The organism is Parundibacterium terreum (assembly GCF_014636315.1).
Classification (GTDB): Bacteria; Pseudomonadota; Gammaproteobacteria; order Burkholderiales; family Burkholderiaceae_D; genus Undibacterium; species Undibacterium terreum.
This window is the reverse complement of sequence record NZ_BMED01000005.1, coordinates 214579-235644: the sequence shown is the minus strand read 5'-3', so window position 1 is coordinate 235644 and position 21066 is coordinate 214579. Positions and strand designations below refer to the sequence as shown.

At 54.6% G+C, this 21066-nt stretch carries 19 protein-coding genes; 1 reads left to right on the top strand and 18 read right to left on the bottom strand.

Going from position 1 to position 21066, the window contains the following annotated elements:
* Nucleotides 1–4 precede the first annotated feature (4 nt).
* The 3 genes from IEW12_RS21795 to IEW12_RS21785 form a co-directional block, all read right to left on the bottom strand.
* The gene (locus tag IEW12_RS21795; RefSeq protein ID WP_188568228.1) at nucleotides 5–496 is read right to left on the bottom strand and encodes a hypothetical protein; all 492 of its coding nucleotides are present in this window, start codon (nucleotides 494–496) and stop codon (nucleotides 5–7) included.
* A 47-nt stretch (nucleotides 497–543) separates the two neighbouring features.
* Nucleotides 544–1887 (bottom strand): cardiolipin synthase, encoded by a 1344-nt coding sequence (gene cls, locus IEW12_RS21790; RefSeq protein WP_188568461.1) that lies wholly within the window; start codon nucleotides 1885–1887, stop codon nucleotides 544–546.
* 260 nt (nucleotides 1888–2147) lie between these two features.
* The gene (locus IEW12_RS21785) at nucleotides 2148–3212 is read right to left on the bottom strand and encodes a YeiH family protein (RefSeq protein WP_188568227.1); all 1065 of its coding nucleotides are present in this window, start codon (nucleotides 3210–3212) and stop codon (nucleotides 2148–2150) included.
* 89 nt (nucleotides 3213–3301) lie between these two features.
* Between IEW12_RS21785 and IEW12_RS21780 the strand changes: the two genes are divergently transcribed.
* Nucleotides 3302–4222: a LysR substrate-binding domain-containing protein gene (locus IEW12_RS21780; protein WP_229751271.1), complete on the top strand. Its 921-nt coding sequence runs from the start codon at nucleotides 3302–3304 to the stop codon at nucleotides 4220–4222.
* Between the two features lie 34 nt (nucleotides 4223–4256).
* Here the strand turns inward: IEW12_RS21780 and IEW12_RS21775 are convergent, their stop codons facing one another.
* The 15 genes from IEW12_RS21775 to frr form a co-directional block, all read right to left on the bottom strand.
* Nucleotides 4257–5561: an ABC transporter ATP-binding protein gene (locus IEW12_RS21775; RefSeq protein WP_188568226.1), complete on the bottom strand. Its 1305-nt coding sequence runs from the start codon at nucleotides 5559–5561 to the stop codon at nucleotides 4257–4259.
* Between the two features lie 9 nt (nucleotides 5562–5570).
* A complete protein-coding gene (locus IEW12_RS21770; RefSeq protein WP_188568225.1) occupies nucleotides 5571–7304 on the bottom strand; it encodes an ABC transporter permease in 1734 nt (577 codons plus the stop codon).
* Between the two features lie 521 nt (nucleotides 7305–7825).
* The gene (locus tag IEW12_RS21765) at nucleotides 7826–8533 is read right to left on the bottom strand and encodes an ankyrin repeat domain-containing protein (protein WP_188568224.1); all 708 of its coding nucleotides are present in this window, start codon (nucleotides 8531–8533) and stop codon (nucleotides 7826–7828) included.
* Between the two features lie 41 nt (nucleotides 8534–8574).
* A complete protein-coding gene (locus IEW12_RS21760; RefSeq protein WP_188568223.1) occupies nucleotides 8575–9354 on the bottom strand; it encodes a TatD family hydrolase in 780 nt (259 codons plus the stop codon).
* Between the two features lie 39 nt (nucleotides 9355–9393).
* Entirely contained in the window at nucleotides 9394–10560 is a 1167-nt protein-coding gene (gene lpxB / locus IEW12_RS21755; RefSeq protein ID WP_268237264.1) for a lipid-A-disaccharide synthase, read from the bottom strand.
* A gap of 8 nt (nucleotides 10561–10568) precedes the next feature.
* Nucleotides 10569–11357 carry an acyl-ACP--UDP-N-acetylglucosamine O-acyltransferase gene (lpxA, locus tag IEW12_RS21750; protein ID WP_188568222.1) on the bottom strand — a complete coding sequence of 263 codons (789 nt, stop codon included), beginning with the start codon at nucleotides 11355–11357 and terminating at the stop codon, nucleotides 10569–10571.
* Nucleotide 11358: 1 nt separating this feature from the next.
* Nucleotides 11359–11847 carry a 3-hydroxyacyl-ACP dehydratase FabZ gene (gene fabZ / locus IEW12_RS21745; protein ID WP_188568221.1) on the bottom strand — a complete coding sequence of 163 codons (489 nt, stop codon included), beginning with the start codon at nucleotides 11845–11847 and terminating at the stop codon, nucleotides 11359–11361.
* Nucleotides 11848–11849: 2 nt separating this feature from the next.
* Nucleotides 11850–12905, bottom strand: a complete 1056-nt coding sequence (gene lpxD / locus IEW12_RS21740) for a UDP-3-O-(3-hydroxymyristoyl)glucosamine N-acyltransferase (RefSeq protein WP_188568220.1) — start codon at nucleotides 12903–12905, stop codon at nucleotides 11850–11852.
* A gap of 8 nt (nucleotides 12906–12913) precedes the next feature.
* Nucleotides 12914–13432, bottom strand: a complete 519-nt coding sequence (locus IEW12_RS21735; RefSeq protein ID WP_229751270.1) for an OmpH/Skp family outer membrane protein — start codon at nucleotides 13430–13432, stop codon at nucleotides 12914–12916.
* Between the two features lie 45 nt (nucleotides 13433–13477).
* Nucleotides 13478–15841, bottom strand: coding sequence for an outer membrane protein assembly factor BamA (bamA, locus tag IEW12_RS21730; protein WP_188568219.1), 2364 nt, complete (start codon nucleotides 15839–15841; stop codon nucleotides 13478–13480).
* A 332-nt stretch (nucleotides 15842–16173) separates the two neighbouring features.
* A complete protein-coding gene (gene rseP / locus IEW12_RS21725) occupies nucleotides 16174–17538 on the bottom strand; it encodes an RIP metalloprotease RseP (RefSeq protein WP_188568218.1) in 1365 nt (454 codons plus the stop codon).
* A complete protein-coding gene (gene ispC / locus IEW12_RS21720) occupies nucleotides 17535–18764 on the bottom strand; it encodes a 1-deoxy-D-xylulose-5-phosphate reductoisomerase (protein ID WP_188568217.1) in 1230 nt (409 codons plus the stop codon). Before ispC ends, rseP begins: the two co-directional genes overlap by 4 nt.
* 5 nt (nucleotides 18765–18769) lie before the next feature.
* Nucleotides 18770–19588, bottom strand: coding sequence for a phosphatidate cytidylyltransferase (locus IEW12_RS21715; RefSeq protein ID WP_188568216.1), 819 nt, complete (start codon nucleotides 19586–19588; stop codon nucleotides 18770–18772).
* 15 nt (nucleotides 19589–19603) lie between these two features.
* Nucleotides 19604–20356 (bottom strand): polyprenyl diphosphate synthase, encoded by a 753-nt coding sequence (gene uppS, locus IEW12_RS21710; RefSeq protein WP_188568215.1) that lies wholly within the window; start codon nucleotides 20354–20356, stop codon nucleotides 19604–19606.
* 41 nt (nucleotides 20357–20397) lie between these two features.
* A complete protein-coding gene (gene frr / locus IEW12_RS21705; protein ID WP_188568214.1) occupies nucleotides 20398–20958 on the bottom strand; it encodes a ribosome recycling factor in 561 nt (186 codons plus the stop codon).
* Between the last annotated feature and the right edge of the window lie 108 nt (nucleotides 20959–21066).

Here is a 21066-nt window from a genome sequence, read left to right as displayed (position 1 = left end):
CAGCTCACTCTGTCATCTGCGGCAAGGCAATTGTGCGCAACTGGAAACGCCCGTCGTTATTGAACAGCCAGGTTTCTGAAATTTCCACTTTGCCGTTCTTCAGGAGATGGGACGCCGGCTTTGGGAAAGGCGCCGTGTTATTCAGGCTGAGCAAAGCGATAGATTCCGCCGCCTTATCATGATTGGTGCGCACCAGTTCGCTACGCAATAGCTTGCCGTCCGATGCAATGACATATTTGATCACGATCACTGCACGCAGCAAGGCTTGCGGCCGCTCTATATATACCTTGGTAGAATTGACCTCTGCAATTCTCTCGGCGATATCTTTTTTATAGCCTTCAAAGGTAAAAGCGGTCGACGTGGCATTCGATGTCGTATCGGTTTTGTTGATCAATTTCTTCGCTTCCTGATCCCGCTTGGATGGCGTATCCGGTCCGCGTGTCGAACACGCAACACATACGCATGCAGTCAATGCAATCGCTGCTCTTATCTTCATTTCAATCTCCCCCGCCCTTCGCTATCCACCATGGGCAGGCAGACAGATCAAAGCCAATATCCCATTCTTCGTGCGCCCCATTCTTTTAGCTTATCACCGAAGGGACGATCTTCCCACTGCTGTTTTGTAATTTCTTTCGAACCGCGCAAGTCGTCACTGAAAGCCTTTTCCATATCCTGCGCAAACGAATCTCCAAGCACAATCACATTCAATTCCCGGTTGTGCAAAAAGCTGCGCGTATCAAGATTGGTGGAGCCCACTGTTGACCAGGCGCCATCGATGACGGCGGTTTTGGCATGCAGTACCGAGACCTGCAATTGATAAATTTTGACGCCGCTTTCAAGCAGCTTGCTGTAAAACGAACGCCCTGCATGGAAGACGATGCCGTTATCCGACACGCCGGGCAAAATGAGCTGGACTTCAACTCCGCGCTGGGCCGCTTCGCACAAGGCACGCACCATTTGCACATCAGGCACGAAATAGGCAGAAGTTATGTGAATCGTTTTCTTGGCCTCCTGTATCGCCAGGATGTAGGCCTTGTAAATGTCGTAATCACCATCCGGCTGGCTGGCCAGTACCCGCACCAGTTTGTCTCCCACCGGATTTAAAGGAGGGAAAAACTTGCGGTCAGGCAGATCTCCCGCTTCCTGGCTGGCCCAGACTTCAATGAAGGCGAGCTGCAATGCCGCCACGGCCGGGCCCTCGATTTTGATATGCGTATCGCGCCATCCGGCCTTGGACGAAGAACGGCTACCGGATCTGAAAAATGAACCGCTTGAATACACCTTGCTGATGTTCACGCCGCCGGTAAATGCGACACTGCCGTCAACGATCAGCACCTTTCTGTGATCGCGATTATTCAGATCCCAATGGCCAAATCGCTTCAAAGGATTTACCGGGTTAAACGGCATCAGGTGAATGCCAGCATTGCGCATATTGGTAAAAAATTCTTCGGGGGTATCCAGGGTGCCCACGCTGTCATAGATAATATTGACCTGCACTCCTTCCCTTTGCTTTGCCATCAGCAAATTGGCGAAGCGCATGCCCAACTCGTCTTCATCGAAAATATAGGTTTCCAGGTTGATGTGATCTTTGGCCTTGCCTATCGCATCCAGCATGGCCGTCATGGTCTGCGGACCATCCAGCAGCAAAGTCACTTTGTTGCCGGCAATCAGAGGTTCACCGGTTGCAGCCTCTTCCAGTGCAGCAACCGCCTTCAGATTATTCGGGGATTTTGACCAGCGCTTATCCAGCAAGGCGCTGGCCCTGCCGCTGGACATGGTCCCCTTGGAACCCTCTACGGTAGGTGTTGCTTTAGATGCGAGTGTGTCACTCAGGTAATTCACTTCCGGCAGGCTGGCGCAAGCAGACAGCGATATCGGCAAGGCCATCAGCAGTATCACGCGCGCCCAGCTTTGCGGGTACTGGAGAGCACATTGCAATTGCCGCAATAGGTGGAAATTGCCACCCACAGAAAACATTTTCTTTATTGATTTTGTCATTTGATATCTTCCCTTTAGCATGCAGGCCACACTCAAAGTGTCGCTGCTCAGCATAATCCAGCGGCAAGATTCAAACAATTGGACTTAGGTTGCGACATTACATAGGACTACGCCTACAGTTTTCCGCTCTCGCCCGTCCGGTAATAGGTTCACGCAAACAGATGGCGAACCCCATCATTGATCAAGTAGCCACCTACCGTCAGAAAGAGAAACAGGCACGCCGCCAGCAGGATGGGGCGTACGCCGGCCTGACGTACTGCGCCCACGCTGGTGCGCAAACCCAGAGCGGCCATGGCCATGGCCAGCAGCGCTGTATCCAGCGTCACCAGCGCGTCTACCAGCGAAGCAGATAATAATCCAGATGAATGCACGGCACTGGCAGCAACAAACAATAGCGCAAACCATGGAATGGTGATTTTGACGGTACCGGTATTGACGTTAGCCGCTGCAACACCAGCAACGCCGGCATGGCGGCTGCGTTTCAGCACGCCGGACAGCACCAGCAGAAAAGGGGCAAGCATCATTACCCTGAGCATTTTCTCTATGACCGCAGTACTCGCTGCGGCACTGCTGACACTGTTGCCGGCGGCAACCACTTGCGCCACTTCATGAATCGTGGAACCGGCAAAGATGCCGTAAGCCTGCTCGGACAAACCAAGATAAGGATAGGCCAGAGGATAGGCAAACATTGCTATCGTTCCAAAAATCACCACCGTCGCCACGGCCACCGACACCTTATGCTCCTGGCCGCGCACCACGGGTTCAGTCGCCATGACTGCCGCTGCGCCGCAGATAGAGCTGCCGGCACCGATCAGCATCGCTGTTTGCCTGTCCAGTTTAAAAACCCGTGTGCCTAGCTGCACCGCCAGCGTGAAGGTCAGGCCAACGATCAGGGCATCCGTCACTATACCCATCCAGCCTACCGCTGCGATCTGCTGGAAAGTGATGCGAAATCCGTACAGCACGATGCCAGCCCTCAGCAGAGTATTTTTGGAAAAATCCACGCCGTCGGCAGCAGAAACCGCAAAGCGGGAAAAGACGGAATTACCGACCAAAATTCCAAACACGATGGCAAGGCTTAAAGCACTCAAGCCGAATTGCTGCGACCACGGAAGTTTAGCCGCCAGGATACCCAGGACAGCCAGCAAACCAGCCAAAGCCAGGCCGGGCAACTTGGATGACACTGAGTGCGGCAGATATGAATTCGTTTCCATGATTCAACTCCAAAGATAATGACATAAGGATAGTCTTTGGCTTATCATGAGTCGAATAGATAATTTTCACATTACCATGAGAAATAGTCATGATACTGAATTTGCACCTGCTGAGAGTATTTTTTGCCGTTGCCGAGCAAAACGGTTTTTCACGCGCGGCGGAGAACCTCCATATCAGCCAGTCGGCAGTCTCCAAGGCAGTGCGTGAACTGGAACAGCAACTGGACCTGCCACTGATAGAGCGCGGCGTCAGCGGCGGCAAAGGCATACGCCTGACGGAAAGCGGCAAAGCACTGTTTGAACATGCGCGCGGCATCTTTGCGCTGGAACGCGCTGCAGTGGACGATATCCGGGCGCGGGTAGGCTTGCACCGTGGCAGCCTGACCATAGGAGCCAGTACGACTATCGCCAGCTACTGGCTACCGCAATTCATTGCGCGCTTCACAATGCTGTTTCCCGATATCATTCCACGCATCCTGGTTGGCAATACCCAGGCGGTGAGCCAGGACCTGCTGGATTGCCGTATCGACCTGGCGCTGGTCGAAGGCCCGGTAGAAGATGCCCTGATTTCATCAAGCCACTGGCATGAGGAAGAACTGGTGGTCGTTGCGGCAAGCGCTTCGCTGCTGCATCAGCGGCCAGCCCTCAGTGCGGACCATTTGAACAAGCTGCTATGGATAGTGCGCGAGCCCGGTTCAGGCACGCGTGAAGCAACGCAGCAGTTGCTAAAGGAACACGGGATAGATCCCGCACACACGATGGAGGTGGGCAGCAATGAGGCGATTGTCAGGACGGTAGCAGAAGGCGTTGGCATCGCTATGCTGCCGAGAGCCGTCGCAGATGATTTGCTGGCGCTGGCCAAAATCAAGATGCTGGAATTGAAGGATGATACGGGGCGCAGTATTGCGTTCTCTCGCAGCCTGCACCTGCTGGAGATGAAGAGCCGCCCGCATAGCCCGGCGACCCTGGCGTTCCTGCAAATTTTGGGACAAGTGCTGCAGCCGGCCTGAACAATGAAGGTCCGGCTACAGCTAACCTGGGTTGCTAGGACTCTTCCGCCGTTTCCGGCAAGGTCAGGCGGCCAGTATGGTAATCGTACTCATACACTTCGCCGTAACGGCCCCACTCCACCGCAACGCCCAGTACGCGCTTGGCCTCATCGGCTTCCAGGAATTCTTCCAGCAATTCCAGGAACGGGCCTTCCGGCAGCATGCCGTTGGCCTCTTGCTCCAGGCTGCGGCGGATGTGCGCTACCAGCGGTATATGCGTGAGCAACTGCTGGCCGAACAATTCCTGCCTTTGCGACTGCTCGGCTTCCACATAACGCTTGCCCAGCGGCGTCAGGCTGATATCGCCCTTCTCTACCAAGGTAAGTCCCAGTTGGCCCAGTGCTTCATAGGTTGGGAACAGCTCTTCATCGGAAAGCTCCGACTCTTCCGCCAGTTGCGGCAAGTCGGCACGGCCGTTGAACGGCGCGTCGGCCAACAAGTCGAGCACCGCCTCGATACGGCTGACATCGGTTTCCGGCAAGCGATAACCCTGATGCTTGTGCGCGACAGCGCCGGCAACAACTTCCTGCACAGGACGCATCGTCATCAAACCATACACTTCATCGATCAATGCGCGCACCTCGGGCGAATCCACATTACGTGGACGAGGCAGATCAATCTTCACCTCACAGCGTATGCAACCCGGATCGCTGGACAGCATGATGATGCGGTCCGACATCATCACTGCCTCTTCGATGTTGTGCGATACGATCAATATGCCCTTGGTGGGGATGCGGTCTTCGTCCCATAATTCCAGCATGTCGTTGCGCAGGGTTTCGCCAGTCAGCACATCAAGTGCGGAAAAAGCCTCATCCATCAGCAGCACATCTGGATTGGTCACCAGCGCGCGCGCAATGCCTACGCGCTGCTTCATGCCGCCGGAAAGTTCGCGCGGCAAGGCACCACCGAAACCAGCCAGACCAATCAACTCCAGCACCGCATCTGCCCTGGTTTCTCTTTCGTCAGCAGGTACGCCCTGCGCTTCCAGACCCAGCTCGACGTTTTGCTGCACCGTCAGCCATGGGAAGAGTGCAAAGGATTGAAACACCATCGCTATGCCGGCCACAGGGCCATAGATAGGGCGATCGCGATAGGCCACCTTGCCTGTATCGGATGGGATCAGGCCGGCGATAATGCGCAGCAAGGTCGACTTTCCTGAGCCGGACTTGCCCAGCAAAGCGACGATCTCGCCCTCTTTCAGTTCAAAATCGACCTTTTCCAGTACACTGCGCGCCGTGCCATCTGCTGCACGAAAAGACTTGGCGACACCCTTCAGTTCTATCAATAAATTTTGACTCATCTTGCATCCTCAACGGCTACGGTCTTCGGCGAGCAAATACAGCTTGCGCCAGAAAAAACGGTTCAACAACATGACGAATATGCACATCACGCCTATGCCCAGTGCAATGCGATGGAAATCGCCGGCTTCAGTCATTTGCTTGATATAGCTGCCGAGGCCATCGGCGATCAGCGTAGTCTTACCCCATGTCACATACTCGGCCACGATACTGGCATTCCAGGAACCGCCGCTGGCGGTAATCGCGCCGGTGATATAGCTGGGGAAGATCGCCGGCAGATACACACGCTTCCATTTGAGCCAGCCCTTCAGGCCCAGATTGTCCGATGCCAGCCTGAGTTCGCTGGGAATCGTTGACGCGCCTGCCACCACGTTGAACAGTATGTACCACTGGGTGCCGAATACCATCAGCGGACTGAGCCAGATATTCGGACTCAGGTTCAGCGTCACAACCACAAAAACCACCAGCGGGAACATCAGGTTCACCGGGAATGCCGCCAGGAATTGCGCCACGGCCTGTACCTGCTGCGAATACTGCGGGCGCAGGCCTATCCACACGGCGATAGGCACCCAGACAACGGAGGCCAGCGCGATCAGCAGCATCACGCGCAGCAAGGTAATCAGTCCCAGCCCGACCACATGCCCTGCCTCGCCCCAGCCTACGTCGCTGTGTATGAAGGTGATCATCCGGTATGCCGCCCACAGGCAGGCCAACGTCAATACGACATCCCACACGCGCGACCATACAGGGTTGATCTGGCGCACGCTTGCCTTGGTAGAGGTACCGTCGTAGCGCACGCTGAACCAATGCAAGGGGCGGCTCAGCCAGACCCACAATTTATCGGTAAAGCCACGGAACCAGTGGCTGCTGCGCATCCATTGCAACAGCCAGGATTCTTGCGCCGTCTCCGATTGCGACTCTTCAAAGCGAAACTTGTCGGCCCAGGCCAGCAGCGGACGGAAAAACAATTGGTCGTACAGCAGGATGCCAGTCAGCATTGCGCCGATTGCCCAGGCAATTGCAGCGCCATTCTTTGCCTCAATAGCCACTGCAATATAGGAGCCTATGCCCGGCAGCTTGATATCCTGTCCGGCAACCGAAATCGCCTCGGCAGCAACCAGGAAAAACCATCCGCCCGACATCGACATCATCATATTCCACAACAGGCCGGGCATCGCGAACGGCAATTCCAGGCGCCAGAAACGCTGCCAGCTGGACAAGCGGAAAATCCGGGTTGCCTCGCTCAGCTCGGCGGGAACCGTGCGTATAGACTGATACAGGCTGAACGCCATATTCCAGGCCTGCGATGTAAAGATCGCGAAAATCGCCGCGCATTCGACGCCCAACAGGTTCCCGGGAAACAGAGCAATGAAGGGCGCGATTGCGATTGCCTGGAAACCGAGGATGGGCACCGACTGCAGGATATCCAGCATCGGCACCATGATTTTTTCCGCCTTGGCATATTTCACTGCTATCGCCGCAAACGCCAGGCTAAACAACAGGGAAAAGCCCAGTGCGGTAAACATGCGCAGGATGGTGCGCAGCAAATAATAAGGCAGGTAGATGGGGTCCAGCGAAATATAGGAAGTCTCGCCCACTGAAAATGGGTGGCTCATCTGCATCGCGCCGAAAGCGAATACGATCAGAAGTGCCAGCACCAGCGGCAATAAAGCCCAGTCCCAGCGGTTGGGCCCGCGGCCCTGGCCGGCGGCTTCTGTTTTTTGCGGACTGAACAGCTCAAACATGCTGCCCCTCCGCTTGCCGCAAATATCCGGGCGTGGCAACGGCGTACGCCGGCTTGACCAGATTTACCTGATTGCTGATGATGAAATACAAAAAACCTCCCTTACCGGCAAACGATAATGTGAACATTATCGAGAACGGCTCCGATCAACACGGAATATCATAAGCGCCCACCATGCACGAGCACACTGGACCGGATATAGCCTGATGCAGACTATATAGGGTAAATGTGACAGCTACGACAAGATGCGTGGTGAAACGCAGAAATAAATTGGGTCAGTAAAAATGCAGCTTTGATCAGCTGATTGACACCGCTACCCGCCATTTTGGCAGATTAGCGGCAGGATGCGCGCCTACTCTGCCATTATGTGGTCGATACAAGATCGACTACTATAACTATCCACAGAATGTGCTCCATTAAAGCGAAGCGCGAACTGTAGCACGATGGCAATAGGCTGGCAATATCATTTGATATTGATTTTCCCGGCATTTGCCGGAGCGGCAAAAGAAGTCGAAGCTGGTGCTATTTCGCCTGTTGTTTTAAGGCTGCACGCAGCATGCCGGTGATCTCTTTTAACTCCAGATCGACAGCAAAATCGAGGGCCGTCATACCCACGTCATTTTTCAATGTTATGTCAGCCCCCTCCTCCATCAGCAGCTTTACTGCCGGCGTTTTTCCTGAACGCACGGCCATCATCAACGGCGTGGTGCGATTGGGGGATGCTGCATCAATATACGCATAATTTTCCAACAAGACTGAGATGATCACCGGGTCGCCTTTGGCCGCTGCGTAGTGCAAGGGAGTCCAGCCTGGCCGGTTGATCTCGGCGTCAGCGGCAATCAATTTGTTGACGGCCTCCAGATTACCCATGAAGCTGGCGATCATCAGTGCAGTATCGCCATTTTTTGATTTCGCCTCGATATTGATGCCATCCGCTGTGAGCAAGGCATCAAACACCTTCATCGAATTTTCGCGCAAGGCGATCATCATGCCGGATTCGCCGCGCACCTTTTCAACCGTATTCGGATCCATGCCGCGCTTGAGCAAAGTGCGCAGGACATTAATGTCGTCAAACTTGACCGCCACCAGATAATCGTCATACGCGCCGGCTGTGGCAGCAGGCGTGGCGATGCAGCATATCGCCGAGAAAGCGATAATAAGAGCAAGCCGCAAACCGGACCGGCAGCGGCAAACCAGCGCCTGGGCGAGCAAACTATAATTTTTAGGCATGCGCACTTTATTCAATTTGAACTTCAAGGATGGATGCGAACTCACTGTGCAATCTTGAACAGCTTGAAGAAGTTTTCTGTCGTGATCTGCTGCACCTGCTTCAGAGGCACCTGCTTCAGGTCAGCCAGGTATTCCGCAACATGCTTGACGAAGCCGGGCTCATTCATCTTGCCGCGATGAGGTACCGGCGCCAGATAAGGCGAATCGGTTTCGATCAAGATACGCTCCATAGGCAGCTCGCGCGCCACAGCCTGCAATTCCTTGGCGCTCTTGAACGTGACTATGCCGGAGAAGGAAATGTAAAAGCCCATTTCTATGGCCGCCTGCGCCACCTCTAGCGACTCAGTAAAGCAGTGCATCACGCCGGCAGCCCCGCCCTTGTCGGTACCCGCGCGCTCTTCCTGCATGATGCGTATGGTGTCTGCGGATGCGGAGCGGGTATGGATGATCAGCGGTTTGCCGGTGGCACGGGATGCACGTATGTGCTGCCGGAAGCGCTCGCGCTGCCATTCCAGATCGCCTTGCAGGCGAAAATAGTCCAAGCCGGTCTCGCCTATCGCGACGATCTTCGGGTGCTGGGACAATCTCACCAGTTGCTCGGCGCTAGGCTCTTCAGTATCCGGATAATCCGGATGCACGCCCACGGATGCATAAATATTCGGATACTTTTCCGCAAGTTCCAGCACCTGCGGGAAATCAGGCAAGTCCACCGACACGCACAGCGCATGCGTGACCCCGTTCTCCTCCATCTTTGCCATGATCTCAGGCAGGCGGGAGGCCAGTTCGGGGAAATTGATATGGCAATGAGAATCGATATACATGCGTAGAACCAGGAGAAAATTAAGTGGTGCCGGAAAAGCTCAGGCCTTGCGGCTTGCCATCAATTCTAATACGGCTTGAGCGGAAACGTTGGCCGTGTCCAGCAACAGGCTATGGTGCATGTCGGTAAAGCGTTGCTTCAGCGAATCCCTGAGGCCGGCATCATTCAACTGCTTCAACAGTGAATCCGCCAATGCCTGTGGCGATGCGGCATGCTGCAGGAATTCCGGCACAACAAAATCACGCGCGATGATATTGGGCAAGCCTATCCATGGCTGGTAGCCCAGGTGGCGCAATATCTGCCACGAGGCTTCCATCATCTTGTAGGCAATGACCATGGGCTTCTTGAACAGCGCCACCTCCAGCGAGGCGGTACCGGAGGCAACCAGCACTGCATCGGCGGCGGCAATCGCGGCGTGCGACTGGCCGTCGATCAAGAGTACCGGCACTTCTTCCAGGCCGGCTTCAACCACCAGTTTGATGTAGTAGCTGCGCTGCTTCGTACCAGCCATGGGCACGACTATCTGTATCTTCGGGTCATGCTGCAGCAATAGCTTGGCAGCGGCGATGAAGGCTTCAGTATTGTATTTCAGTTCGGACATGCGGCTGCCGGGCAGGATGGTGACGATCGTCGCGTCCAGCGGCAGGCCGAGCTCCGTTCTTGCCGCAGCCACGTCAGGCTGCAGCGGAATGACCTGCGCCAAGGGGTGACCGACATAGGTCACCGGAATGCCTGCATCGCGGTAAATCTGCTCTTCAAACGGAAAAACCACCAGCATATGCGAAACAGCCTGCGCGATCTTCTTGATACGGCCGCCGCGCCAGGCCCAGATCGACGGGCTGATGTAATGCATGGTTGGGATGCCGGCCTGTTTCAACTGGATCTCCAGATCCAGATTGAAATCCGGCGCATCCACGCCGATGAACACTTCCGGTTTTTCCACCAGCAGCCGTTCGCGCAATTGCTTGCGTATGCCGCTAATTTCACGGTAATGAGCCAGTACTTCAAACAGGCCACGCACCGCCAGCTTGTCCATGGGCCAGTCATTGACAAAGCCATGCTCCGCCATGCGGGGACCGCCTATGCCGTGCATCAAGGAATCCGGCAATTGCGGCCGCAGGCCGGACAACAGGCGGCCCGCCAGCAAGTCGCCGGAGGTCTCGCCTGCAACCATCGAAATAATGGGGCGATTGATTGGACTGTTCACTGACAAGCTTAGCGGACGATGCCGCGCGTGGTCGTATCCAGGAAGCTGCGCATTGCCTGCATGTGCATCGCTTCGCTCGCGGCCAGTGCCGCCTGCTCGGTATCCAGAGCAGATTTTGCCTCTTCCAGAGTCAGGCCAGACTTGTAGATCAGCTTGTAGGCTTGACGGATGGCTGCAATTTGTTCGCGGCTAAAGCCGCGGCGCTTCAGGCCTTCGGCATTGATGCCATGTGCGGCTGCCGGATTACCGGACAACATCACAAAAGGAGGAACGTCCTGCGTCAGCGTCGTACCCATGCCTGTCATCGCGTGCGAACCCACGCGGCAGAATTGGTGGATATTGGTAAAACCACCCAGGATCACCCAGTCGCCGATATGCACATGGCCCGCCAACTGCGCATTGTTGGCGAAAATCGTGTTGCTACCCACATGGCAGTCATGCGCCAGATGCACATAGGCCATGATCCAGTTGTCGTTGCCGACCGTAGTCACACCGCCATCCTGGGTCGTACCCAGGTTGAAGGTACAGAATTCACGGATCACGTTGCGGTCGCCGATTTCCAGCCGGGTCGGCTCGCCCGCATATTTCTTGTCCTGCGGAGCGCCGCCTATGGAAGAAAACTGGAACAGTTTGTTATCGCGCCCTATCGTCGTATGGCCATCAATCACCACGTGCGGGCCTATCTTGCTGCCGGCGCCGATATTGACATTAGGGCCGATGACGGAATAAGGCCCCACCTCGACCGAGCTATCGAGATTGGCCTTGGGATCGATGACTGCAGTTGGATGGATACTCATCTTATTCTCCGGCCACAGTGCCTGCAGGCAGGTTCACAGGCACGTCATTGGCTGTGCGCATGGTGCACATCAGCTCACCCTCTACCGCCAGTTGTCCATCGACTGAACCCTTGGCCTTATATTTCCAGATGCCGCGCGCAACGCGCACGATTTCCACTTCCATCTTCAATTGATCGCCCGGCTCCACAGGGCGCTTGAAGCGCGCACCGTCTATGCCCAGGAAGTAGACCAGTGTGCTCTCATCCGGCTTTTGCCCCATCGTCAGGAAGGACAGGATCGCGGCAGTCTGCGCCAGCGCTTCTATCATCAACACGCCAGGCATCACCGGCTTATTGGGGAAATGGCCGTTGAAGAATTCTTCATTCGCAGTCACGTTCTTGATCGCCGTGATGGATTTGCCGCTTTCCCAGTTCAGGACGCGGTCCACCAGCAGCATGGGATAGCGATGAGGAAGATATTGCTTGATCTGATTGATGTCTAAGGTATTCATTATTACTTTTCAGTGAGCGATTTGATTGTTTTTTCCAGCTGGCGGATTTTTTCCCGCATCGTCGACAAATTACGGACGATCGCGGCAGATTTTTCCCAGTCTGCATTTTTTGCCAGCGGATAGAAGCCTGTGTACTGGCCTGGCTCCAGTATGGAACGGGAGACCATGCTCCCGGACGAAATATGAACCTTGTCGGCAATGGTCAAATGCCCGAGCACCATTGCAGCGCCGCCAAAAGTGCAATACTTGCCTATCTTCGCGCTGCCGGCCACGCCGACGCAGCCTGCCATCGCAGTATAGGCGCCTATATGGCAGTTGTGGCCAATCTGGATCTGGTTATCCAGTATCACACCCTCTTCAATGACGGTGTCCGCCAAAGCGCCGCGGTCGATCGTGGTGTTGGCGCCGATTTCGACATGGTCGCCGATCAGCACGCGGCCGGTCTGTGGAATTTTGACCCATTTGCCGCTCTCATTGGCAAAGCCAAAGCCTTCGGCGCCGATCACCGCGCCGGACTGTATCGTGCAACGCTGGCCGATCACGCAGTAATCATAAATGGTGACATTGGCAAACAAGCGGGTGCCGTCACCTATGCTGACGCCGCGCCCGATGAATACGCCGGCGCCGATCACGGCATGCTCGCCGATTACCGCCTCGGCCTCCACCGTTGCATTCGGGCCTATGCTGGCAGTGGGCGCCACTATCGCATGCGGGCTTACATGGGCCGTCGGATGCACGCCCTGCTCAGGCGGTATCGCCTGTAGCGACGCAAAGTGCTGGGCAACGTGCGCAAAATAGGCATACGGATTGTCGGCAACGATGCGTGCCCCGGTGTATACCGGACCGACATGCTCCAGGTCCTTGGCAGACAGTATCAGCGCAGCTGCACGTGTCAGCTCGGCCTGCGACCTGAATTTGGGATTGGTGAGGAAAGTAAGGTAGCGTTCATCCGCATCGCTCAAAGGAGCAATGCCGGCTACCTGGATATCGGGGCTGCCAATTAATTGACCACCGAAGCGATCGACCAATTCTCCCAGCCGAATGCTTACGGTGGTCATGGTGTTTTTTACTTGGAGATAGCTTTAAGTACTTTCTCGGTAAGATCTACGCGAGGATTGTAATAAATTGGCTCTTCCTGCAAAACGATGTCGTACTTTTCAGCTTCGGCGATCTGTTTCACTGCCTTCTTTACGCGGTCGGAAAAACTGGCCAGTTCCTCACTCCTGCGCTGGTTCACATCTTCATTGAAGATACGCTGCTTGCGCTTGAAGTCCTGATCCAGATCAGTCAGCTCGCGCTGTTTCTTGATACGATCGCCCTCGGACATGACAGGAGCATCCTTGTCATATTTCTCGGCCATGGTCTTGATCTTGGTAGCAAGATCCTGGAGCTCTTTATTGCGCTTGGAAAACTCCTGCGCCATTTTTTCCTCGGCTGCTTTCGCAGAAGCCGACTGCAACAGGCGCTGTGCATCTATATAACCGATTTTCACATCCTGCGCATGTGCCTGACCAAATACGCCCAGGCAGGCCACATACATCATCAGGCTTCGGAGCAAAATGGTTGGGGTAGTAAATTGCTTCAAAATATTTCTCCGCATTGCATAAATTAACACACCGCCATTGTATCTTTAGAAACCGCCACCCAGGTTAAACTGGAATGCCTGTTTCTTGTCTTCAGGCTTGGCATTCACAGGTTTACCGAAGCTGAGTTTCAGCGGACCGACCGGTGAAATCCAGCTCAGGCCGACACCAACCGCCGCCCTCAAATCCTGCACGCGTATCTTCTGATTTTCGTCAAATACGTTACCGAAATCGAAGAAGGTGAATACGCGCAAGCTCTTATCGTTACCCGAACCTGGGAAAGGCGCTTGTAATTCTACATTACCAAACAACCTTGTTGCACCGCCCAGCGCATCGCCGTTTGGATCCTTGGTACCCAGCGTAGATGACTCGTAACCACGGACGGAGCCGATACCACCGGCATAGTAGTTCTTAAACAAAGGATAAGGCTTGCCGCCCAGTCCATGCCCGTAGTCGAACTCACCGTTCAAAGCCAGGGTCAGCGAGCGCCAGATGGGCTTGAACAACTGAGCCTGATAAGTTGCACGGTAGTACTTGAAGCTGCCTGTTGCCGACAACTCAAGGTTGGCACGTTGATAACGACCAACCGTCGGCACCAGCGCACTGTCACGGCTATCCCTTTGCCATGCGGCAGTCAGCGGGAAAGAGTTGGTGATGGCATCGCCGACACCATAGTTGATCGATGTCGGATCTTTCTCTGCAGTACCGTAGTCAGCCACATACTTCAGGTAGCGGTAAGGGCTGCCGTAGAAGGTTTCAACCACAGTACGCTCAAAACCGATACCGAAGAAGACAGTATCCACTTCGGAGAATGGTACGCCAAAACTCAGCTTGCCGCCGGTAGTCTGGATCCGGTAGTCACCGACGCTGCCGATAACAGGACGGGTAGTACGCACATACAATTCCGTACTCTTGCTGACGCCGTCATCGGTAAAGTAAGGATTGGTATGCGACAGCGCAATCGTACGGTACAGGGAGCTGGTATTAACTTCCAGTCCTATCGTGTCACCACTACCGAAGGCATTGGCCTGCTGGATGGAGCCGGACAAGGTCAGCCTTTCCGTCTGCGAATAACCTGCACCCAACTGGATATTACCGGTCGGACGTTCAGTTACCGTCAGGTTCACGTCTACCTGGTCGGTGCTGGTGGCCACTTCAGGCGTCTCGATAGTGACTTCCTTGAAGTAACCCAGACGGTCTACGCGGTCGCGCGACAGCTTGATTTTCTCGCCGTCGTACCATGAGCTTTCAAACTGGCGGAATTCGCGGCGGATAACTTCATCCCTGGTCCTGGTATTACCTGCGAGATTGATTTTGCGCACATACACGCGCTTGCCCGGATCAACAAAGATGGTAAACGCGACTTCCCGTTTTTCCTTGTTCAGCAATGGGTTGGCATTGACGTTGGCAAACGCATAGCCGAAATTACCCAGTCGCTCGGAAATACGCTTGGTGCTTTCCGTCAGGCGCGCCGCATTATAGGTATCGCCGCTCTTCAGCAATACCAGCGACGACAATTCCTGCTCGCGGCCGAACATTTCGCCTTCCAGCTTGATATCCGATACTGTGTATTTATCGCCTTCAATCAGATTGATGGTGATGTAGATGTCTTTCTTGTCAGGTGTAATGGAAATCTGCGTCGATTCCACCTGCATTTCCAGGTAGCCGCGGTTCTGGTAGAACGACTTCAGCGTTTCCAGATCGCCGGACAATTTCTGCTTGGAATATTGATCCGCCTTCGTGTACCAGGTAAACCAGCCCGGCGTTGTCAAGGCCAGCATCTCGCGCAATTCGCTGTCGGAAAAGGCCTTGTTGCCGATGATATTGATTTGTGCGATACGGGCGACTTCACCTTCATCGACGGCAAAGGTCACGTTAACGCGGTTGCGCTCGATAGGCGTGACCGTAGTCGTGATCTGCACACCATACAAGCCGCGCGACAGGTACTGACGCTTCAACTCTTGTTCGGCGCGATCTACCGATGCTTTATCGAAAATGCGAGACTCACCAACGCCGATATCTTTCAGCGCCTTGATCAGGTTGTCTTTTTCAAATTCCTTGGTGCCGGTAAAATCCACGCCGGCAATCGATGGGCGCTCTTCCAGCAGGACGATCAGGACCCCATCCTGCACTTCGATCTGCACATCCTTGAAGAAGCCCGTGGCGTACAAGGATTTGATCGCTGTCGTACTTTTTGCGTCATCAAATGTCTCGCCTACGCGCACAGGAAGATAACTGAATACCGTTCCCGCCTCGGTACGCTGAATCCCTTCAACTCGGATATCTTTTACTACGAATGGTTCGATCGCCATTGCGCTACCAGAACATACAGCGAATGCAGCTAATGCCAACACATGTCGGCGTAATTTAGGCAAAGTAAAGTGCTCGAAGTTCTCGATATGTAATTTCATTGGTTGTTATTTAATCTTAGGGCCTGTTGACAATCAAATTGCTTATGGAAGTAAAACCAAATCCGGTCCGGGCCAGCGCTGCACCAGCAACAGTGCTGCACTTAGGGGCCTGCTACATATCGCGTACTACATCCACGCGCATATCGCCCCGTGCTACCCACTCCCTCCGAGTTCAAACCAAAACACACGATGGATAGCCATATACAAGGCAAATACATCCTTCCTTGCATAAAAGCCCCATGCGTTTTGGTTTGAACGCATCCGTTCACGTCACACCGGAAAATTCAACATTTCCATGGGGAAATACGACGCCCGGCGCACCAAGCCGAGCATTATGACACTAGTCGGACGATGTCATTAAAAAAAGCCAGTGCCATCAACGTCATCAGTAAAGCAACGCCTGCGCGCTGGGCAATTTCGCCAAAACGTTCCGAGATAGGTTTCCCTGTCAAAACTTCCAGCGAATAATACAACAAATGCCCCCCATCCAACACTGGAATAGGTAGCAAATTCATTACTCCCAAGCTGATACTGATCAGCGCAATGAAACTGATATAGCTGATTGCCCCGGATCTGGAAGTCTGTCCGGCATAATCCGCGATCGTGATGGGACCCGTAATATTCTTCCAGGAAACCTCGCCGGTCAGCATTTTGCCCAGCATTTTAAACGTCATGATGCTGGTATCCCAAGTTTTTTGGATACCCCGGTTTAAAGACGGTAGCAATGGGGTCTGCACCACGGTCATCTCCGGGCCAGCCATTTGCACCTGCAAACGCCCCGCCTTTGTGCCGTTCAGGTCATACGCCTCGGGAACGGCATCGATATCCAGCGCCTCTGAACCACGCCTGACCTCCAGCCCCAGAGTTCGCCCTGGTGCGGCCCTCACCGCTTCAGTGAACTCCTGCGCATTTGCAAGATTCTTGCCATCGATGGCCAGGATCACGTCACCAGCCTTCAAGCCTGCCCTCATGCCGGCGCCATCCGGGAGTACATCCACCAGGGTTGGCCTTGGCAATGCCACGGAAACGCCTAGTTTCGACAGGAAATCCCCTTCCAGGTCTTTACTGGAAAGCTGGGCTAGAGGCAGAACCAGCGTCATTTCATCAAATGCACCTGCCCGGTCAGAATTGGCCCTCTTGACACTGACCTCCGCCGTCGCCTTCTCCAGAGCCAGTTCCATCAGCTTCCAGCGCAGATCAGACCAGCCCAGCACAGGCTGCTGATTGACCGCAGTGACCAGGTCGCCGGAACGCAGGCCGGCTTCATAAGCCGCCGTCTGCGTTTGATTAACTTGTATCCTGCTGACGGTTTCTGGAACTCCGTGTAAATACAGGCCAGAAAACAAGGCAATGGCGAGCAGGAAATTGGCAATTGGGCCTGCGGCGACGATGGCGATACGCTTCCATACGGATTGGCGGCAAAACTCCCGCGCCAGCTCTTTTTCAGGGAGATGCGTCAGATCCTGCTCCCTGGCATCCAGCATCTTGACGTAGCCGCCAAGGGGCAGAATGGAAATGGCCCATTCAGTCTGGTCAGCGCCAAACTTGCGGGAATAAATCACCTTCCCCATGCCGACAGAAAATCGCAATACCTTGACACCGCACAGGCGGGCGACAGTGTAATGGCCCAGCTCATGGAACACGACCAGCGTTCCAAGCGCGACCAGAAAAGCGATGATTGTCTGCAATAGCATCATGATGGGATAAACGCCTCGGCAACTTCGCGCGCCAGCCTGTCCTGCTCAAGTATCGAGCCCAGATCGCTGATGGCGGCAGCAGGAATCTTATCCAGCGTGCGGGCAATAATCTGATCTATCATCCTGAAGCCGATTTTCCTGTCCAAAAACGCTTGGACAGCAATCTCATTACTTGCGTTCAATACCGTCGGCGCAGACATGCCTTGTTTCAGGGCATCAAATGCCAGCGCAAGGCATGGAAAACGCTTGAAGTCAGGGGCCTCGAAATTCAGTTTGGCAATCTTGGTCAAATCCAGTGCCGCAACGCCGGAATCTATCCTTTCAGGATAGGCCAAACCGTAGGCGATAGGCGTGCGCATATCAGGATTGCCCAGTTGGGCCAGCACCGAGCCGTCTGCATAGGACACCATGGAATGGATCACGCTTTGCGGGTGGATGACCACTTCGATTTGCTCCGCCGGTGTCGCGAACAGCCAATGGGCCTCTATCACTTCCAGGCCCTTGTTCATCATCGTCGCAGAATCGACCGATATCTTGCGCCCCATCACCCAGTTGGGATGGGCAACCGCTTCTTCCGGCGTTACCGCCGTCAAGGATTCTACATCGCGGTACAGGAAGGGGCCGCCGGAGGCCGTCAACAAAATCTTGCGGACACCATGACGGTCAGGCTGTCGTTGATAATCTCGCGGCAGGCACTGGAAAATGGCATTGTGCTCGCTATCAATCGGCAATAGCGTGGCGCCATTTTCAATGATGGCATTGATGAACAACTGGCCGGACATGACCAGTGCCTCCTTGTTCGCCAGCAAGACCTTCTTGCCTGCCTGCGCCGCCGCCAGCGACGAGGCCAGCCCTGCGGCGCCGACGATGGCTGCCATCACCGCGTCGCAGCCAGGCGCGCTGGCAACCTTGCATAGCGCCTCGGGACCGTATTCGACCTCGGTAGCAATATGCTTTTCACGCAGCAGCGCCTGTAATTCTGCCGCTGCCTGCGCGCTGCCCACCACTGCGACTTCGGGCCGGAACTGCTCGCATTGCTGCGCCAATTTCTGCACCTGGGTATGCGCAGTCAATGCATATACCTGATAACGATCAGGGTGACGCGCAACAACATCCAGTGTGGAAACCCCTATTGAACCGGTTGAACCCAGAATACTTAAGCGTTGCGCTTGCTGTGCCTGTTGTGCCTGTTGTGCCTGTTGTGCCTTGTCGATGCCGTTCACCATGCGAGTTACCACCAATAATTCAAAAGTGCAGCCACCGGCAATACCGGTATCAATGCATCGATACGATCCAGGACGCCGCCATGGCCGGGCAATAAATTGCTGCTGTCTTTCATTTCTGCCCGGCGCTTCAGCAAGGATTCAAACAAATCTCCGACCACGCTGGCCGCCGACAATACCGTCATCACAGCCAGCAGCCCGCCCCAGCCGCCTTTGGCCAGCATCTGGGCGGGGAAAGTATCAGGCAAGGAGGCCATCACCGCCACCAGCGAAGAAATAATCAGCACTGCAATCCAGCCGCCTATCGCCCCCTCCCAGGACTTGCCGGGAGAGATGGATGGCGCGAGCTTGTTCTTGCCGAAGGCCTTGCCGGAAAAATAGGCGCCTATATCGGCAACCCAGACGATCGCCATCACCGACAGCAAGAAAACCGGCGAGTGCCTGAATAGTACCGCGATGGCGACAAAGCAACCGAAGATGGATGCGCTATAGATGCCGCTCAGGAAGGAATTGGAAGGACCATTAAATGCGGGCAGGCCTAGCTTCAATGCGGGAATCAGCCGCAGCAGCCAGAATGCCGCACACAACATGAACAGGAGAGAGAAAGAAACCGCGGCACCGCTCAATATGATGTAGGCAAACAGCGCAGACCATACAACCGCAGCAATCATGGGAGCGGGATTTTTGAACAGGCGCAAGCTCTCCCACAATGCCACCCCGAAGAACAGGATGGTTACGATGGAGAATGCGAAAAAATTCCCGAAATACAGGATAGGCAATAAAACTGCCAACAAGACTACCGCCGTCGCTATGCGAGTTTTAAGCATTGAATTCCTATGAGGTCAGGATGCCTGTTCCACCAATTGGGCACTGGTCTGACCGAAGCGCCGCTCCCTGGACTGGTAAGACAGGATAGCCTCATCCAGGGAAGCTGCGTCGAAATCCGGCCAGAAAGTATCTGTAAAATACAGTTCGCTATAGGCGAGTTGCCATAGCAGGAAGTTGGAAATACGCGTTTCGCCGCCGGTGCGGATGAATAGGTCAGGCTCAGGCGCATAGGCCATGGAAAGATAGGAAGCGATCTGCTCTTCGCTAACGCCATCATCCATCTTGCCTTCTTTCTGCAGGCGATTGACTGCCTGCATGATGTCCCAGCGGCCGCCGTAATTGGCGCATATGGTAAATGTCATGCGCTTGTTGTTGGCAGTCCTGGCTTCGGCAGCCTCGATCATTTTTTGCAGCTTCAGATCAAAGCGCGACAGATCGCCTACCACTTTCAGGCGGATGTCGTTCGCGTGCAGTTTGGCGACTTCTTTTTCCAGCGCAGTCATGAACAGGCGCATCAGCAAGGACACCTCCTCTTCCGGACGGCGCCAGTTTTCGGAACTGAAGGCAAACAGGGTGAGGTAATCCACACCCTTGCGCGCGCAAGCCTCCACGACCGCGCGCACGGCCTCTACCCCCTTGGCATGACCCGCCACACGCGGCAAGAACCGTTTGGTCGCCCAGCGGCCATTGCCATCCATGATGATGGCAATATGCCTAGGAATGGCACCGACAACAGGGATTTCTTTTGTAGAGCTAGCGTGGGTCATGTATTTCCAGGGTGATGAAAGAAAATTGCCAGAGCAGCGGCTTAAACTGTCAAAACTTCTTTTTCTTTTTCAGCCAGAAGCTTGTCGACTTCACTGACAAATTTGTCAGTCAACTTCTGGACATCATCCTGTGCGCGACGCTCGTCATCTTCGGAGCATGCTTTATCCTTCAACAACTTTTTCAAGGACTCATTGGCATCGCGGCGGATATTGCGGATCGCGATTTTGGCATCTTCGCCCTCGGTCTTGACCAGCTTGACCATTTCCTTGCGGCGCTCTTCCGTCAACGGAGGCGTAGGAACGCGGATCATGTCGCCCTGAGTGGAAGGATTCAGGCCCAGATCGGCATCACGGATAGCCTTTTCGATCGCCGAGATCATCTTCTTTTCCCAAGGCTGCACGCCGATAGTGCGCGCATCCACCAGGGTTACGTTGGCAACCTGAGTGATATTGGTGGCGGTACCGTAGTAGTCCACCATGACGTGATCGAGAATGCCGGTATGAGCACGGCCAGTGCGAACCTTGGACAGGTCAGCCTTCAGCGTCTCTATCGACTTTTGCATTCTTTGTTCGGTATTTTTCTTTACATCTACGACAGTCATTCTGTCCTCCTATGCATCGATCCTGGCCATGCCGGCAGTTCAAGACTTGAAACAGGCATCCGCCTCGCGACCCGAGGGGTCGCTGCGATTATCCTATGCCAAGCCTGA